The sequence below is a fragment of the Campylobacter sp. BCW_6461 genome (assembly GCF_001762735.1).
In the GTDB taxonomy this organism is placed as follows: domain Bacteria; phylum Campylobacterota; class Campylobacteria; order Campylobacterales; family Campylobacteraceae; genus Campylobacter_D; species Campylobacter_D jejuni.
The window spans coordinates 128,076-141,938 of record NZ_MJXJ01000022.1; the positions used below are offsets into that span (position 1 = coordinate 128,076).

Consider the following 13,863-nt stretch of genomic DNA (forward strand, 5'->3'; position numbering starts at 1 on the left):
TTTTTACACTTTGGTGTATTTTTTCATTCTTAGACTTAAAAATTCTTTCATTTCTTCTTTGGAAAAACTTTTAAGAATACGAATTTGCTTAAAAAGCAAGCCAAGATTGATTGCCCCCATCACTAAAAGCAATAAGCAAATCATTAAAAAAACAAGATCTATGGCTCCAAATTCATTAATCATAGCCAAACTTGCAAAAAATACGCTCGCTAATAATAAAAAAAATAAAAGCAATATTTGTTTTAATTTTGCTTCATTAAAATTATCGCAATTTTGAGTGAAATTTCTAAAAAGTATGATCTTTTTACCCAAATTTGAAACTAAAATTTCATCATTTTCTTTAAATAAGCCTTCTTTTAAACTTTGATAAAAAAAGATTTCATTGTTTAAATTTAAATCATCTTTGTAGCTTGATAAGGTGTAGTCTTTGTAAAAAAAGGATTTTAATTCATTTTTCTTTTCTATTTTAAATAATCTTAAATCATTTCTCGCATAAAAAAATCCACTAAAGTTCATAAATGCCATAAGTATCACTCCCTAAAAAATTCCTATAAAGTGGCTTGAAATTTAAAGGTATTGTAACATTTTTTTCATCATTTAAACTTGAACTTTGGAAAATCAAAAACATATCTATTTCATCTTTAAAGATTTTGAGAAAATTTTCTCCACCCTCATACATTAAAAATTTAGCCTCACTTGGAATTTGGGTATAAATTTGGCGGTTTGGAACTTTAAATAAAGGGATATTTTTATCAAAATTATCTATATTTTGACGGCTTAAGATACAAAGATTAGGCGCTTTTGCTTTGCAAAGCCTAGCATCTAGTATAGGGCGATCTTTTCTTATGGTTTCTCCACCGACTACAAGCAAATCAATCACCGCTCTAATTTTATGTGCATAAGTGCGACTTAGCTTATTGCTTACGATTTTGCCAAAAGGTGAGCCATTCATAGAAAGGGCTAATTTAAAAAGTTTAAATTGCCCTTTTTGCCATTTTAAAAAAGGTTTTAAAAGTTTTTTTCCTTCTTCTTTAAGTATGTCAAATTCAACTTCTATGCCTTGTTTTTTTAAAAATTCAGCTCCACCACTTGCGATTTTATTTTCATCTTTAACGCTGATGAAAATTTTTTTAAAACCTAGCTCGCTAAAGAGTTTTGCGCAAGGAGGCGTTTTTCCTTGATGAGAGCAAGGCTCAAGTGTGACAAAAGCTATACTATCTTTAAATACACCTTGATGGTTTTTGCAAATAAACTCATGTAAGGCGTTTACTTCTTTAGGCAATGAAATTTCAGGTCTTAAGCTTTTAAAAGCATGAGCTATGGCATTAAGTTCTGCATGAGCCAATCCAGCTTTTTCATGAGCTTTTATGGCTAAAATTTTTTCATTTTTATCTAAGATTACACAGCCTACGGCTGGATTTGGATAGGTTAAAAACTGATATTTCCAAGCCTCATTTAAAGCTAAATTCATATAAAATTCTTTCATTTAGCTACCTTGTATTTTAAAATTTGACATATTTTTAAAATTTTATATTTTTGTTTTAAAATAATAAATTCTAAATTTTCCATTTGTATTTCTTATTTTTAATTATATTAGTCATAGTTTTTCTAAGTTTTTTAGGATATAACAAAAATAGTAAGACCGAAGTATTATTTTTCATTTGTAGTATCCTTTATAATTTCAGGAATGATATAAGCTTAATAAACTAGAAAGTCTTGGTGGCCGGGAGAAAGGGATTCGAACCCCTGGAGGTGTGACCCTCAACGGTTTTCAAGACCGCCGCTTTCGACCACTCAGCCATCTCCCGATAAAGTAAAGTTTTGCCTTTTGGAGGCGACATCCGGATTCGAACCGGAGATCAAGGCTTTGCAGGCCCATGCCTTACCGCTTGGCTATGTCGCCCTGATAATGTTGAAAAAGTGGTGCCCGAGGCCGGACTTGAACCGGCACGGAAGAAAAATTCCGAGGGATTTTAAGTCCCTTGTGTCTACCAATTCCACCACCCGGGCGGGTGATTATGGAGCGGGAAACGAGATTCGAACTCGCGACCCCAACCTTGGCAAGGTTGTGCTCTACCCCTGAGCTATTCCCGCATAAATTTCTGAAAGAATTGAAGATAAAAGTATAGCAAAATAAACTTAAAAGGAGTTTATTTTGCCTTAAGTTATTTGCAAATAAATAAAGCTTTCGCGTTTAAAATTTGTTCTTTTTCGCTGATAATTGGAGATGAAAGTTCTATATTATCAGATTTTGCATTTAGCATTCTAGGTGCGATATTGGTATTGGCATTTACTTGTAAATTTTTCAATACACAAGTTTTATTAAGATCTAAAGAGTAAGTTTTTTCATATTCGTATGATGTTTTTAAAAGCTCTTTGTAGAGATTTTCTTTGTTGTTGTTTAGTGTATCTTTTGAAAATTTTGTTTGTATGGCTGGTGTTGAAACGCTGATGAAATTATTTTTAGCTATGATAGAATTGATGTCATTTAAAAGATTGTTAAAATCTGCAAGTTGGTTTTCTTTAAATTCACATTCTAAATTCGCATCAAATCTTTGACCTTTTGGAGTTTGTATACCATCTTTATAGGAAAAATTAGGTTCTAAAGAAAAACTTCCTCCGCTACAAAAATTTTCTTTTTTTGAGCGTTCTAAAATTTGATTGAAAGTATTTGTGATTTCGGCTTTTTCACTATTGTCTAATGTGATTTTTGAGCTTAAATTTTCATTTGCCCAAAAATTAATATTTGCATATAAAATATCGGGTTTTAGTGTATTGCTTACTTCTATATTTCTTGAAAAATATAAATCATGATTAGAGTCTTTTTTGCCTAAAAATTCTACATTAAAAACTACTCCTGCAACAAAAAGTAATAAACATAAAAAACCTATACCTAAACCTTTAAAAAAAGCTAACATGGATATCCTTAATAATTTAATTTGAGCTAATTTTAGCAAAAAATTTTAAAATTTTTTGTTATACTCTCATTTATGCAAAAAAAAGAGCTTGAAAAACTACAAGAAAATTTACTTCTTTGGTATGAAAAAAATGGACGCAAAACTTTACCTTGGCGTAATTTACAAAGTCAAAATTGTGATGAAAGTTTAAAGCATATTGATAGAGCTTATGGAGTTTATATCAGCGAAATTATGCTTCAGCAAACTCAAGTTAAATCAGTTTTGGAAAGGTTTTATTTCCCCTTTTTGCAAAAATTTCCTACTTTAGAAAGTTTGGCTAATGCTAATGAAGATGAGCTTTTAAAGGCTTGGCAAGGACTTGGTTATTACACTCGTGCTAGAAATTTAAAAAAGGCAGCTTTAGAATGTGTGGATAAGTTTGAAGCTAAATTACCCAAAGAAGTTGAGGATCTAAAAAAATTAAGCGGTATAGGAGCTTATACAGCAGGTGCTATAGCTTGTTTTGGTTATGATCAAAAGGTTTCTTTTGTTGATGGTAATATACGCCGTGTGCTTTCTCGTCTTTTTGCTTTAGAAAATCCTAGCATGAAAGAACTTGAAAAAAGAGCTAAAGAGCTTTTAAATTTAAATCATGCTTTTGATCATAACCAAGCCTTGCTTGATATAGGGGCTTTGGTTTGTGTGAGTAAAAATGCAAAGTGTGGGATTTGTCCTTTGTATGATTTTTGTCAAGGCAAATTTCATACAGAGCTTTATCCAAGAGCTAAAAAAATACTTTATGAGAGTGTAAATTTAAATCTTTTTTTGTTTGAATTTAATAAAAAATTTGCCATAGGGCAAAGCCAAGATAAGCTTTATAAGGGTATGTATAATTTTCCTTTTTTTAAAGAAGGAGAGTATAAACTTTCTAAAGATATGGGTTTTGTAGGGGAGTTTAAGCACAGCTATACTAAGTATAAACTTAATATCAAGGTTTATCATCAAATTTTAAACAATGAAAATAAAAATTATGAATTTAAAACCTTAAAAGAGTTAGAAAGTACCGCACTTTCGGCACTTTCTTTAAAAGCGTTAAAATTAATTAAGCTCTGATTTTTTAGGCAAACATAAAGTAGCTATAAGCATGATGATTGTAAAAATAGCTATATATATAAAAAAGCCATTTTCTATACCTGCATTTTTAAATTGTAAAGCAACCCAAGGAGCAGATCCTCCAAAAACAGCATTTGAAATAGCATAACCCAAACCTGTCCCTAAAGCTCTTACATGTTCAGGAAAAAGTTTTGCTTTAAAAATCCCAGCAACTGAAGTATAAAAACTTAAAATAACAAACAATAATACTACTAACATAAATGTCAAAGAAGGATTATTTTGTGCGTTATTGGCTATAAGTGAAAAAATAGGATAAATTCCTACCAATGCCAAAATACAAAATACAATTAAAGATCGTTTGTGTCCTATTTTATCTCCTATATATCCAAAAAGAGGTTGAATGATCATTAGTATAAATAAAGCACCTAAGAAAAGATTATTAACAAGCATTTTATCCATACCCGTATTTTCCATAAAAGTTTTAGTATAAGTTGTAATAGTATAAAAAGCTAAAGAACCTCCAGAAGTAACCCCAAGCACCATTAAAAAAGGTTTCCAAGATTTGCATAATGCTTTTAAAGTACCACGATCTTCATGCTGGTGAAGTTTTGTAGCACTTTCATTCATCATTTTTCTTACAAAAAGCGAGCCTAGTGCTAAAATTCCGCCTATTACAAAAAGTATTCTCCAAGCATAATCTTTCATATCATCAATGCTAAAAAATAAAAACATTATACTAATGCTTGCAACGGCCAAAAGTTGACCACCTATTAGTGTTACATACTGAAAAGATGAGTAAAAACCGCGTTTTCCTTCTGTAGCAAGTTCTGAAAGATAAGTAGCTGCTATGCCATACTCCCCGCCTACACTAAGACCTTGAATGAGTCTTGCTATTAAAAGTAAGATAATAGCAAGATCGCCCACTGTATCTTTGCTTGGTAAGGCTGCTATCATAAAAGAGCCCAAAGCCATTAAAACCACTGATATAACCATAGATTTTTTACGACCTACTTTATCAGCTAAAGAGCCAAAAAGCCAAGAGCCTATAGGACGCATAAAAAACCCTGCTGCAAAAACCCCAAAGGCATTGATTTGCTGGATAACAGGATTATCTGAAGTTGAAAAAGTATGAGCAAAATAAGTTGCTGTAAAAGCATAGATATAAAAATCAAACCACTCTACTAAATTTCCGCTACTTGCAGCAATAATAGAGCGAATTTTTTTCGTGCGAGTAAGCTCTTGCATAAACCCTTCCTTAATTTTAGATTTTTATTTAAGTATAGTGTGATTTTTGTTTAATATATTTAAAAATAAAGAAGAGAAATAAAAAAGATAAAAATATCGATAAAAATGTTACATATTTTAATAAATTTCATAAATTTTGGTAAAATGTTTACTCTAGGAAATATAATGAAATTTAAAAAAATATATATAGAATTAAGTGATATTTGTGGTTTAAAATGTGATTTTTGTCCTTCTCAAAAAGGAATTCGCGGGGTAATGAGTGAAGAAAAATTTCAAAACTTAGCTTATGAAATTTCTAATAAAGCTGAGCTTTTTACCTTTCATCTTTTGGGCGATCCTTTGCTTTTACCTAATTTGGAAAATTATCTAAAAATCGCAAAAGATGAAGCTATGAAACTTGAAATCACTACAAGTGGCTTTTATCTAAATTCTAAAAATCAAGCTTTATTGTTAGGGTATGAGAATATCCATCAAATCAATATTTCTTTAATGTCTTTTTTAAGTCAAAGCAAAATTTCTTTAGAACAGTATTTTAAGCCTATTTTAGAACTTTGCAAAAAGCATTTAGAGCAAAAAAGCCTTTCTTTTATCAATCTAAGACTTTGGAATTTAGATGCTAATTTTAAAGCACCTAAGTCAAATTTAAAAATTTATGAGTTTTTAGCTAAAGAATTTGAAGTTAAGATCGATACAAACTTAAGTAAAAATCGCTTGCAAAGACATATTTTGCTTCATCAAAATAAACTTTTTAAATGGCCAAATTTAAAAGATGAACCCCTTTATAAAAAAGGAAAATGTCATGCTTTAAAAGAGCAAATTGGGATTTTAAGTGATGGAAGTTTAGTGCCTTGCTGTTTGGATACTAAAGCAGATATTAACTTGGGAAATGTTTTTGAAAATAACTTTGATAAGCTTTTTAAATCATCGCGTATAAAGATGATGAAAAAAGCTTTTGAAGAAGATAAACGCATAGAAAAACTTTGTCAAACTTGCGAATTTTTTAAAGCAAGATTGGGTGATTAAAAATTGTTATTTTCTAGCTTTGTTTTAAATTCTTGAATTCTATCTATTATCTTAGGACTAAGGCGTAATAATATAGGTGTATCTTTGTTAAAATAAATACTTCCTGTTTTAACTGCTTTGGTATTTTTCAATAAAGCATTTGTATCTAAAAGATTGTTTTTGGCATTCATTCCAAGAATGAGTATGTCTGGATTTTGTTTCAGTATATATTCTGCTGATATAACAGGTCTTGAAATTTGACTTTGCGGACTTAAATTTTTAATCCCTATGAGTCTTAAAATATCAGCTATTAAAGAATTATCATTAAAGGCCATTAAAGGGTTGCTAGAATAAAGATAAATCGCACTTTTATTTAGGGGTTTATCGCTTAATTTTTTAAATTTTTGGTTAAATTCTTGTTTTAAAAGCTCTGCTTCTTTTTCTTTTTTCGTGATTTGACCTAAGGTTGTGATATTTTTTGTTATATCTTCTAAATGCTCGGCTTTTAAATTGATGCTTTTGATACCAAAATTTTTAAGTCCTTCTTCTAAATTTAAAGAATAAGAGCTTAAAATCACCAAACTTGGTTTTAATGCTACTATTTTTTCAAGTGAAGGATTTGAAAAAGTGCCTACGCTTGTAAGTTTTGAGGTTTGATCTTTAGGATAGATATTTGAGTGTTGTAAAGTGGCAATGCCTACGATTTGATCTTCAGCCTTAAGCATAAAAAGGGTTTCTATGCTTGCAGGATCAAGCACTACAAGGCGTTCTTTTGCATTTAGTGTGATTAAAAACAAACTCATAATAATTAAAATTTTTTTCATTTTTTCTCCTTTAAAGCTAAAATATAAGGTTTAGAATTTTTATAAATAATCTCGCAGTTTAAATCATAAATTTCTTTTAAAATTTCTTGAGTAAAAAGCTCTTTACTCGTTCCAAAATACTTTATTTCCCCTTCTTTTAAAAAAAGGATTTTATCGCAAAACATAGAAGCTAAATTTAAATCATGCAAGATAGCAACAACGGCTATATTTTTTTCTTTAACTCGTTTTTCGCAAAGGCTTAAAAGCTCTATAGCATAGTTTAAATCAAGGGCTGAAGTGGGTTCATCTAAAAAAAGAATTTTTGGCTTTTTAAGCAAAGCTCTTGCTAAAAGCATTCTTTGAAATTCACCCCCACTTAAAGAAAGTATGCTTCTTTCTAGAAAATTTTCAAGTCTTAAATCCTTAGCAAATTCTTTAATTTCTAAAATATCTTCTTTAGAATAAGAACTAAAAGCGTGTTTTAAATTCGCATATTTACTCATTAAAAGCACATCGATGACTTTTAAAGGGGTGTTTAATTCTGATTTTTGAGGCACAAAGCCACAAATTTTGGCAAATTCCTTAAGAGAAAAATCTTTGATATTTGTATTAAAAAGACTTATTTCTCCTTTATTTGGACTTAAATTTTTAAGTATAAGTTTTAAAAGAGTGCTTTTGCCTGAGCCATTTGGCCCTAAAATTCCTATAAAAGCCCGATTTTTAAGTTCTAAATGAATGTTTTTTAGTAAATCTTTTTGGTGATAAGCAAAGCTTAAATCTTGTATTTTTAGCATTATAAAAATCTCCTAGCACTTAAAGCCAAGTATAAAAAAATAGGAGCTCCAAAAAATGCAGTTAAAATTCCAATCGGAATTTGTACAGGGGTTAAAAGAGTTCTTGCTAAAGTATCACAAATAAGTAAAAATAATCCTCCAAATGCTGTACATAAAGGGATAACCAAGGCATTGTCATAATTTTTAAGCAAAAGTCTTATAGTATGAGGAATGATGAGTCCAACAAAGCCTATAAGTCCGCTAAAAGCAACCGCAAAAGATACAGCCAAGGATGAGACAATGAGTAAATTTATCTTTAATTTTTGAGCATTTACCCCTAGATTTCTAGCTTCATCATCTCCGCTTAAAAGTATGTTTAATTCGTTTTTATGAGCGTAAAAATAAAACAAACAAAAAATTAAAGGTAAGATTAAAATTCCCACACGAAACCAAGAAGCATTGCCTATATTTCCCATAAGCCAAGCGACTATTTTAAAAGAATCCTCGCCTATAAGATAAGTGAAAAAAGAAGTAAAAGCCCCTAAAAAAGATGAAGCTGCTATGCCGATAATGAGTAAAGTTGCTATAGAAGCTTTAGAAGAAATTTTAAAAACTCCTAGGGCAAAAAAGGCAGAGCAAACAAAACCTAAAATTCCATAATAATAATCATTCAATTTTAACAAATACGCCAAAACCGCTCCAAAGGTTGCCGCAGAAGCTATACCTATGATATAAGGATCAGCTATAGGATTTGAAAATACATTTTGAGTGATAGCCCCACTACTAGCTAAAAGCATACCGATTAAAATCGCCATTATAATGCGTGGTAAGCGTCCATCTATGATGATTTGTCTTAAAATTTCATCTTGGCTAAAGATATATGAAAAAAGTTCTTTTGGGTTTAAATTCTCATCTCCTAAGCAAAGTGCTATAAAAGAAGCGATTATATAAGCTACCAAAAGCCCTATAATCACTAAAATTTTAGAATGCGTATTTAAATTCAACATAGTAGTTTCTGCCATTCCCAACTAGGTATTGATCATTTATACTGTCTTGATAGGTGTAGTATCTTTTATCGAAAAGATTGCGAATTCCTGCTAAAATTTGTAATTTTTTATAATTATATTTCATGCCAATATCTGTTAAAAAATAATCCCTTATCCAAGAATTTTTAGACATTTTTCCTGTATTTTCATTTATAGTTCCACCATCTTTTGCTCTAGAAAAATAGGTTAAATCAACAAAATTTGAGAAATTTTTATTCCAAGCGTATTCAAGCCCAGCTGTGGCTTTGATTTTTGAAACATAAGGAATTCTCATGCCGTCATTAACACCTTTAGAAATTTTAGCATCAAGATAAGTTAGACTTTCTCTAAAGATTAAATCATCATCTAAAAAATTTTGACTCAGGCTTAATTCTACTCCTAAACGGCGAGTTTGATCTATATTATAATATTTCCACCAAGATCCACTAGTAGAATGAGGGTTTCCAAGATAAGAAATTTCATCTTTGCTTAGAGTGTAAAATAAAGTTAGATTAAAGCCGTAAAAATCCCACCAAAAATCATCAATTCCTAGTTCAAAGGTATCAAAGATCTCGGCTTTTAGGTTCGATGAATAATAGGGTGGTATTCCATTACTAGTGTTGTTATTGCGATTGACAAACTGAGCAGGTGTAGGAGAAACAAAACCTCTTTCGTATTTAAGATAAAGATTGCCTGTGTCAGAGTATTTAAAGTTAGGGGTGATTTCAAAAGCAAAATTATTGGTGTTTTTATCGGTATCAAAAAGGGTTGTTGAGTCTGTGATCATAGGATTTGATGATGGCGGTCTTCCGTTCATACTCATTTCATTTCTATAAGATCTATTGGTATTATAAGTGCTAAATTCATATCTAGCTCCACCGGATAAAGTGAAAAATTCATTAAAATTATGAGAATTAAGAGCGAAAATAGAATGGCTTTGTTTAGTCATATCCATTAAAGTTGTCATCCTATGATAGTTTATAATAGGTGCAGCGCTATAATACACCAAACTCTTTCTTTTTGCATCATGGTTTGCAAATTCATAACCAAAAATAAAATAAGAATTATTTGCATAATTTAGTTTGTTTTTTAAACTTATCCCTGTAAGCGTGTCTTCAAAACCACTTCCATTTTGATATACAGGAAGACTCATACCTCTATAACTCATTGTAGAAACATCTTTTAGATAATTGATCTTTTGATTTTGCCAAAAAGCTTCTAGGTTAAATTCCCATATATCATCAAAATAGTAATGATAATCCAAAGAAATTTCAGGGCGATTGATTTGTGTGATATTGTCACTATTACCTTTTTGAGTTGGATTGCTTTGAGCTTGTGTTTTTGTTAGATAGCCACTGCTGGTATTTTTGCTTTTAAAATAATTATAACCCAAAGTTAAGTCGCTATTATCATTGATATCAATATAGGTTTTTGTGTTAATAAAATAACCTTTTTCATTATAACCTTTTTGATATCCATCAAGGTTAAAACTTTGTATATCAAAGCTAAAAGCTAAATTTTCATTTATTTGTTTGGCGCCATTGATACCTAAATTTCCACCTAGTCCACCATGATTATAGGTACTGCTTTTTAAATTTATAGCAAAAGCATCTGATTTTTGTTTTTTTGTAATGATATTAATCACACCCCCTCTAGTACCATTTCCATAAAGCACAGACCCACCCCCAGGTATGATTTCTATGCGTTCTACATTATCTAAATTGATACTATTTAGCGGGGTTACACCATGGGAATTATCAAGAACATTAATAGCACGCCCATCGATCATAACTTTTACAGCTATATTGGACTTATTTCCTTGTCCACGCATGTCTATATTGCGTCCAAGTCCAAAATTTACAAAACTAATGCCCGAAATTCTTTCTAAGGCTTGTTCTAAGGAAACATAACCTTTATTTTGCAGATCTTTGCCTTCTATGCTGATTACATTGCGTAAATTTGAGTCTGCATCTTGTTCAAAACCTGTTGCACTAACAACAACTTTTTGTAGATTGATAGCTTCATTTGATTCTTGTGCATTTAAATTAGTTATTAGTAATAATGCAAATAAAGATAACTTAAATAACTTATAAAACTTTTTATTTGGGTGCAAATTTTACTCCTTAAATAAAATAAATAATGATAATTTATATCATAATAATTTGAACGAAATTTATCCTTTATTAACTTAATTTAGTATAAATTTTTGTTAAAATAGATAATTTTTATATTTTAAGTTATTTTTAATTTGATAATTGATACCATTTTTTTTAATATTTTATTTTAAAATCAAGAAAGGATAAAAATGAATTTTGAAAGCATTATTTCTCATATGAATGATCATCATAAATCAAATTTGGTTGATCTTTGTAAAAAATTTGGTGGTATTGAGCAAGTACAAGATGTTTTTCTAAAAAGTGTTGATTTTAATGGCTTGGATCTTGTTTACAATGATAAAGAAAATTTACGAGTGGAATTTCCTAAAAAAGCCGATGAAAACACGATTAAAGATACTATAATATCCCTTTGCATGAGTGCAAAGAGTGAGCAAAATTTTAGTGGCGTAGAAAAAGAATTAAATGAATTTATGCTAAGTTTTAATTCTGTAGCTTTGGCAACTTTAAATGCAAATGGAGAAGTTGTTTGCTCGTATGCACCTTTTGTAAGCACACAATGGGGAAATTATATTTATATAAGTGAAGCAAGCGAACATTTTAACAACATCAAAGTAAATCCAAACAATATAGAAATAATGTTTTTAGAGGATGAGAGTAAAGCCGCTTCTGTGATACTTCGCAAAAGATTGCGCTATAGAGTAAATGCAAGCTTTTTAGAGAGAGGTGAAAGATTTGATCAAATTTATGATGAGTTTGAAAAACAAACCGGAGGAGAAGGAGGCATTAAAACTATACGCAAGATGCTTGATTTTCATCTAGTAAAGCTTGAATTTAAAAAAGGACGCTTTGTAAAAGGTTTTGGTCAAGCTTATGATATAGAAAATGGAAATGTTACACATGTAGGTGCTAGTGGAAATCCACATAAATTCCTACATAAGCATTAATTTATATAAAATCTTATAAATTTTGTTCTTGTAAAGCTTGGGCTTGATGATGAGTGATTAAAGGTTCTATGATTTCATCAAAAAGCCCATCTTGCATAATGGCATCTAAGCGATATAAAGTAAGATTTATTCTATGATCGCTGATACGATTTTGTGGAAAATTGTAAGTGCGAATGCGTTCACTTCTATCTCCGCTTCCTACTTGTGATTTTCTTGCTTCACTTTCTTTTGCCAGTCTTTCACTCTCTTGCATTTCATAAAGCCTTGCTTTTAGGACTTTCATCGCACTTTCTTTATTTTTGTGTTGGCTTTTTCCATCTTGATTGACTACAACTATACCTGTAGGGATATGAGTGATACGAACAGCTGAATCAGTAGTATTTACACTTTGTCCACCATGTCCTGAAGATCGCATAACATCAACTTTAAGATCGTTTGGATTGATTTCGATTTCTATATCATCAACTTCTGGCATTACTGCCACGGTGATAGCAGAAGTATGCACGCGTCCTTGGGATTCTGTTTGAGGAACTCTTTGAACACGGTGCGTTCCACCTTCATATTTAAGTCTTGAATAAGCTCCTGTTCCTTTAACAAGCATGATGATTTCTTTAAATCCACCTACACTTCCTTCACTAGAACTTACAATCTCAAGTTTATAGCCACGATTTTCAGCATATCTTGCATAAGCTTTTACAAGATCTCCTACAAATAAAGATGCCTCATCGCCACCTGCGCCTGCGCGAATTTCAAGAAAAATATTTCTTTCATCATTGGGATCCTTAGGAAGAAGTAAAATTTTAATCTCTTCTTCAAGCTTTGGTTTTAATTCTTCTAAAGTTTTTAGTTCTTCTTTCGCAAGTTCCCCAAGTTCTGGATCGTTTAGCAAAGCTTTATTTTCTTCTATATTGTCTAAAGTTTTTAAATACTCTTTAGCTTTTAAAACGATAGGTTCTAAATTTTTTTGTTCTTTAGAGAGTGTAGTCATTTTACTGATATCGTTGATTATATCAGAACTGCTAAGAAGAGAATTTAACTCTTCAAAGCGTTTTAAAAAAGGATCTAGTTTGCTAGCTAACATTAAAAACTATATAGAAAATTATGCGATTTTATTTACTAAAAGGGCTAAGCGGCTTACACGGCGAGAAGCAGTTTGTTTTTTAATGAAACCGCGACTTACCATAGCATGAATGCTTTTATTAGCTACTTTTAAAGCTTCATTAGCAGCATTTTTATCTCCATTTGCTGCAGCTTCTCTTACGGCTTTAGTTATATTTTTAAGTCTTGTTCTATAGAATCTATTTCTTTCTGTTTTTTTAATAGTTTGTCTTGCTCTTTTTTCAGCAGATTTATGGTTTGCCATTTATATTTTCCTTTTTTGAAATTAAAGACTAAATTATATAAGAATAAAATTTAAAATTTAATTAATTTAAGCAAAATTTCAAAATAAGTCTTTTAAATTTATATCCCAAAAAACTAAATTAAATTTAAGTAAAAATCCATAAATTACCGCACTTAAAAGTCCAGCAAACAATCCTGCTAACATATCATCAAGCATTACACCTAGTCCGCCTTTGACTTTTTTATCTATCTTACCAATAATAGAAGGTTTTGTAATGTCAAAGAGTCTGAATAAAACAAAAGCCAAAATAAAATTGACTATCGAGTTTTCAACACTTGCTGCAATAGCACAAGCAAGAAAAACTCCAGCAACCTCATCGATAACTATGTGTTTGTCATCGTGAATTCCTGTTTTTTTTTCATAATCATCTATAACACGAATACTTGCAACAAAAATTAAAATGCTTAGTAAAAACAAAGTATTAATCCCGAGATATTTAAGTATAAAAAAAGCAGGTATTAAAGCAGCGATAGTACCAAAAGTCCCACTTGCCTTTTTTACAGAACCTGAATAAAAAAAAGTTAAAAATAATTTTTGCATTT

14 protein-coding genes and 4 tRNA genes are annotated in these 13,863 nt (G+C 30.4%); 3 read left to right on the forward strand and 15 right to left on the reverse strand.

Annotated elements, in window-relative coordinates:
- Positions 1–3: 3 nt before the first annotated feature.
- The 7 genes from AJ882_RS04735 to AJ882_RS04765 form a co-directional block, all read right to left on the reverse strand.
- The gene (locus AJ882_RS04735; RefSeq protein ID WP_002867559.1) at positions 4–525 is read right to left on the reverse strand and encodes a hypothetical protein; all 522 of its coding nucleotides are present in this window, start codon (positions 523–525) and stop codon (positions 4–6) included.
- Positions 506–1,486 (reverse strand): bifunctional diaminohydroxyphosphoribosylaminopyrimidine deaminase/5-amino-6-(5-phosphoribosylamino)uracil reductase RibD, encoded by a 981-nt coding sequence (gene ribD / locus AJ882_RS04740; RefSeq protein WP_002867560.1) that lies wholly within the window; start codon positions 1,484–1,486, stop codon positions 506–508. Before ribD ends, AJ882_RS04735 begins: the two co-directional genes overlap by 20 nt.
- A 234-nt stretch (positions 1,487–1,720) precedes the next feature.
- Positions 1,721–1,808: transfer RNA gene (locus AJ882_RS04745), tRNA-Ser, on the reverse strand.
- Between the two features lie 21 nt (positions 1,809–1,829).
- Positions 1,830–1,903, reverse strand: a tRNA-Cys gene (locus AJ882_RS04750).
- 18 nt (positions 1,904–1,921) lie between these two features.
- Positions 1,922–2,010: transfer RNA gene (locus AJ882_RS04755), tRNA-Leu, on the reverse strand.
- Between the two features lie 9 nt (positions 2,011–2,019).
- Positions 2,020–2,094, reverse strand: a tRNA-Gly gene (locus AJ882_RS04760).
- A 71-nt stretch (positions 2,095–2,165) separates the two neighbouring features.
- Entirely contained in the window at positions 2,166–2,918 is a 753-nt protein-coding gene (locus AJ882_RS04765; RefSeq protein ID WP_002882730.1) for a hypothetical protein, read from the reverse strand.
- A gap of 72 nt (positions 2,919–2,990) precedes the next feature.
- Here AJ882_RS04765 and mutY point away from each other — a divergent pair, with 72 nt between their 5' ends.
- Complete coding sequence (gene mutY, locus AJ882_RS04770; protein WP_002868837.1) at positions 2,991–4,010, forward strand: A/G-specific adenine glycosylase; 1,020 nt, start codon at positions 2,991–2,993, stop codon at positions 4,008–4,010.
- Here the strand turns inward: mutY and AJ882_RS04775 are convergent.
- Positions 3,996–5,255 carry an MFS transporter gene (locus tag AJ882_RS04775; protein WP_002851199.1) on the reverse strand — a complete coding sequence of 420 codons (1,260 nt, stop codon included), beginning with the start codon at positions 5,253–5,255 and terminating at the stop codon, positions 3,996–3,998. The genes mutY and AJ882_RS04775 overlap by 15 nt on opposite strands.
- 165 nt (positions 5,256–5,420) lie before the next feature.
- Between AJ882_RS04775 and AJ882_RS04780 the strand changes: the two genes are divergently transcribed.
- On the forward strand, positions 5,421–6,278 hold the full coding sequence (locus AJ882_RS04780; protein ID WP_002882733.1) for a radical SAM/SPASM domain-containing protein: 858 nt from the start codon (positions 5,421–5,423) through the stop codon (positions 6,276–6,278).
- On the opposite strand, the gene AJ882_RS04785 is transcribed toward AJ882_RS04780, so the two are convergent.
- The 4 genes from AJ882_RS04785 to AJ882_RS04800 are packed head-to-tail and all read right to left on the reverse strand — an operon-like array spanning position 6,275 to position 10,971.
- Complete coding sequence (locus AJ882_RS04785; protein WP_002882735.1) at positions 6,275–7,081, reverse strand: ABC transporter substrate-binding protein; 807 nt, start codon at positions 7,079–7,081, stop codon at positions 6,275–6,277. The two genes, AJ882_RS04780 and AJ882_RS04785, sit on opposite strands and share 4 nt — an antisense overlap.
- Positions 7,078–7,854, reverse strand: coding sequence for an ABC transporter ATP-binding protein (locus AJ882_RS04790; RefSeq protein ID WP_002886581.1), 777 nt, complete (start codon positions 7,852–7,854; stop codon positions 7,078–7,080). The genes AJ882_RS04785 and AJ882_RS04790 overlap by 4 nt, the downstream gene beginning before the upstream one ends.
- Positions 7,854–8,840: a FecCD family ABC transporter permease gene (locus AJ882_RS04795; RefSeq protein WP_002886580.1), complete on the reverse strand. Its 987-nt coding sequence runs from the start codon at positions 8,838–8,840 to the stop codon at positions 7,854–7,856. The genes AJ882_RS04790 and AJ882_RS04795 overlap by 1 nt, the downstream gene beginning before the upstream one ends.
- Positions 8,815–10,971: a TonB-dependent receptor gene (locus tag AJ882_RS04800; RefSeq protein ID WP_011050005.1), complete on the reverse strand. Its 2,157-nt coding sequence runs from the start codon at positions 10,969–10,971 to the stop codon at positions 8,815–8,817. The genes AJ882_RS04795 and AJ882_RS04800 overlap by 26 nt, the downstream gene beginning before the upstream one ends.
- A 192-nt stretch (positions 10,972–11,163) precedes the next feature.
- Between AJ882_RS04800 and AJ882_RS04805 the strand changes: the two genes are divergently transcribed.
- Entirely contained in the window at positions 11,164–11,919 is a 756-nt protein-coding gene (locus AJ882_RS04805; protein ID WP_070279675.1) for a HugZ family heme oxygenase, read from the forward strand.
- 13 nt (positions 11,920–11,932) lie between these two features.
- Here the strand turns inward: AJ882_RS04805 and prfA are convergent, their stop codons facing one another.
- The 3 genes from prfA to AJ882_RS04820 all read right to left on the reverse strand — a co-directional run bounded on the left by prfA (position 11,933) and on the right by AJ882_RS04820 (position 13,861).
- Positions 11,933–13,000, reverse strand: coding sequence for a peptide chain release factor 1 (gene prfA / locus AJ882_RS04810; RefSeq protein ID WP_002868299.1), 1,068 nt, complete (start codon positions 12,998–13,000; stop codon positions 11,933–11,935).
- An 18-nt stretch (positions 13,001–13,018) separates the two neighbouring features.
- Positions 13,019–13,282, reverse strand: coding sequence for a 30S ribosomal protein S20 (gene rpsT / locus AJ882_RS04815; protein ID WP_002856547.1), 264 nt, complete (start codon positions 13,280–13,282; stop codon positions 13,019–13,021).
- A gap of 78 nt (positions 13,283–13,360) precedes the next feature.
- Positions 13,361–13,861 carry a phosphatidylglycerophosphatase A gene (locus AJ882_RS04820; protein ID WP_002851418.1) on the reverse strand — a complete coding sequence of 167 codons (501 nt, stop codon included), beginning with the start codon at positions 13,859–13,861 and terminating at the stop codon, positions 13,361–13,363.
- Positions 13,862–13,863: the final 2 nt, after the last annotated feature.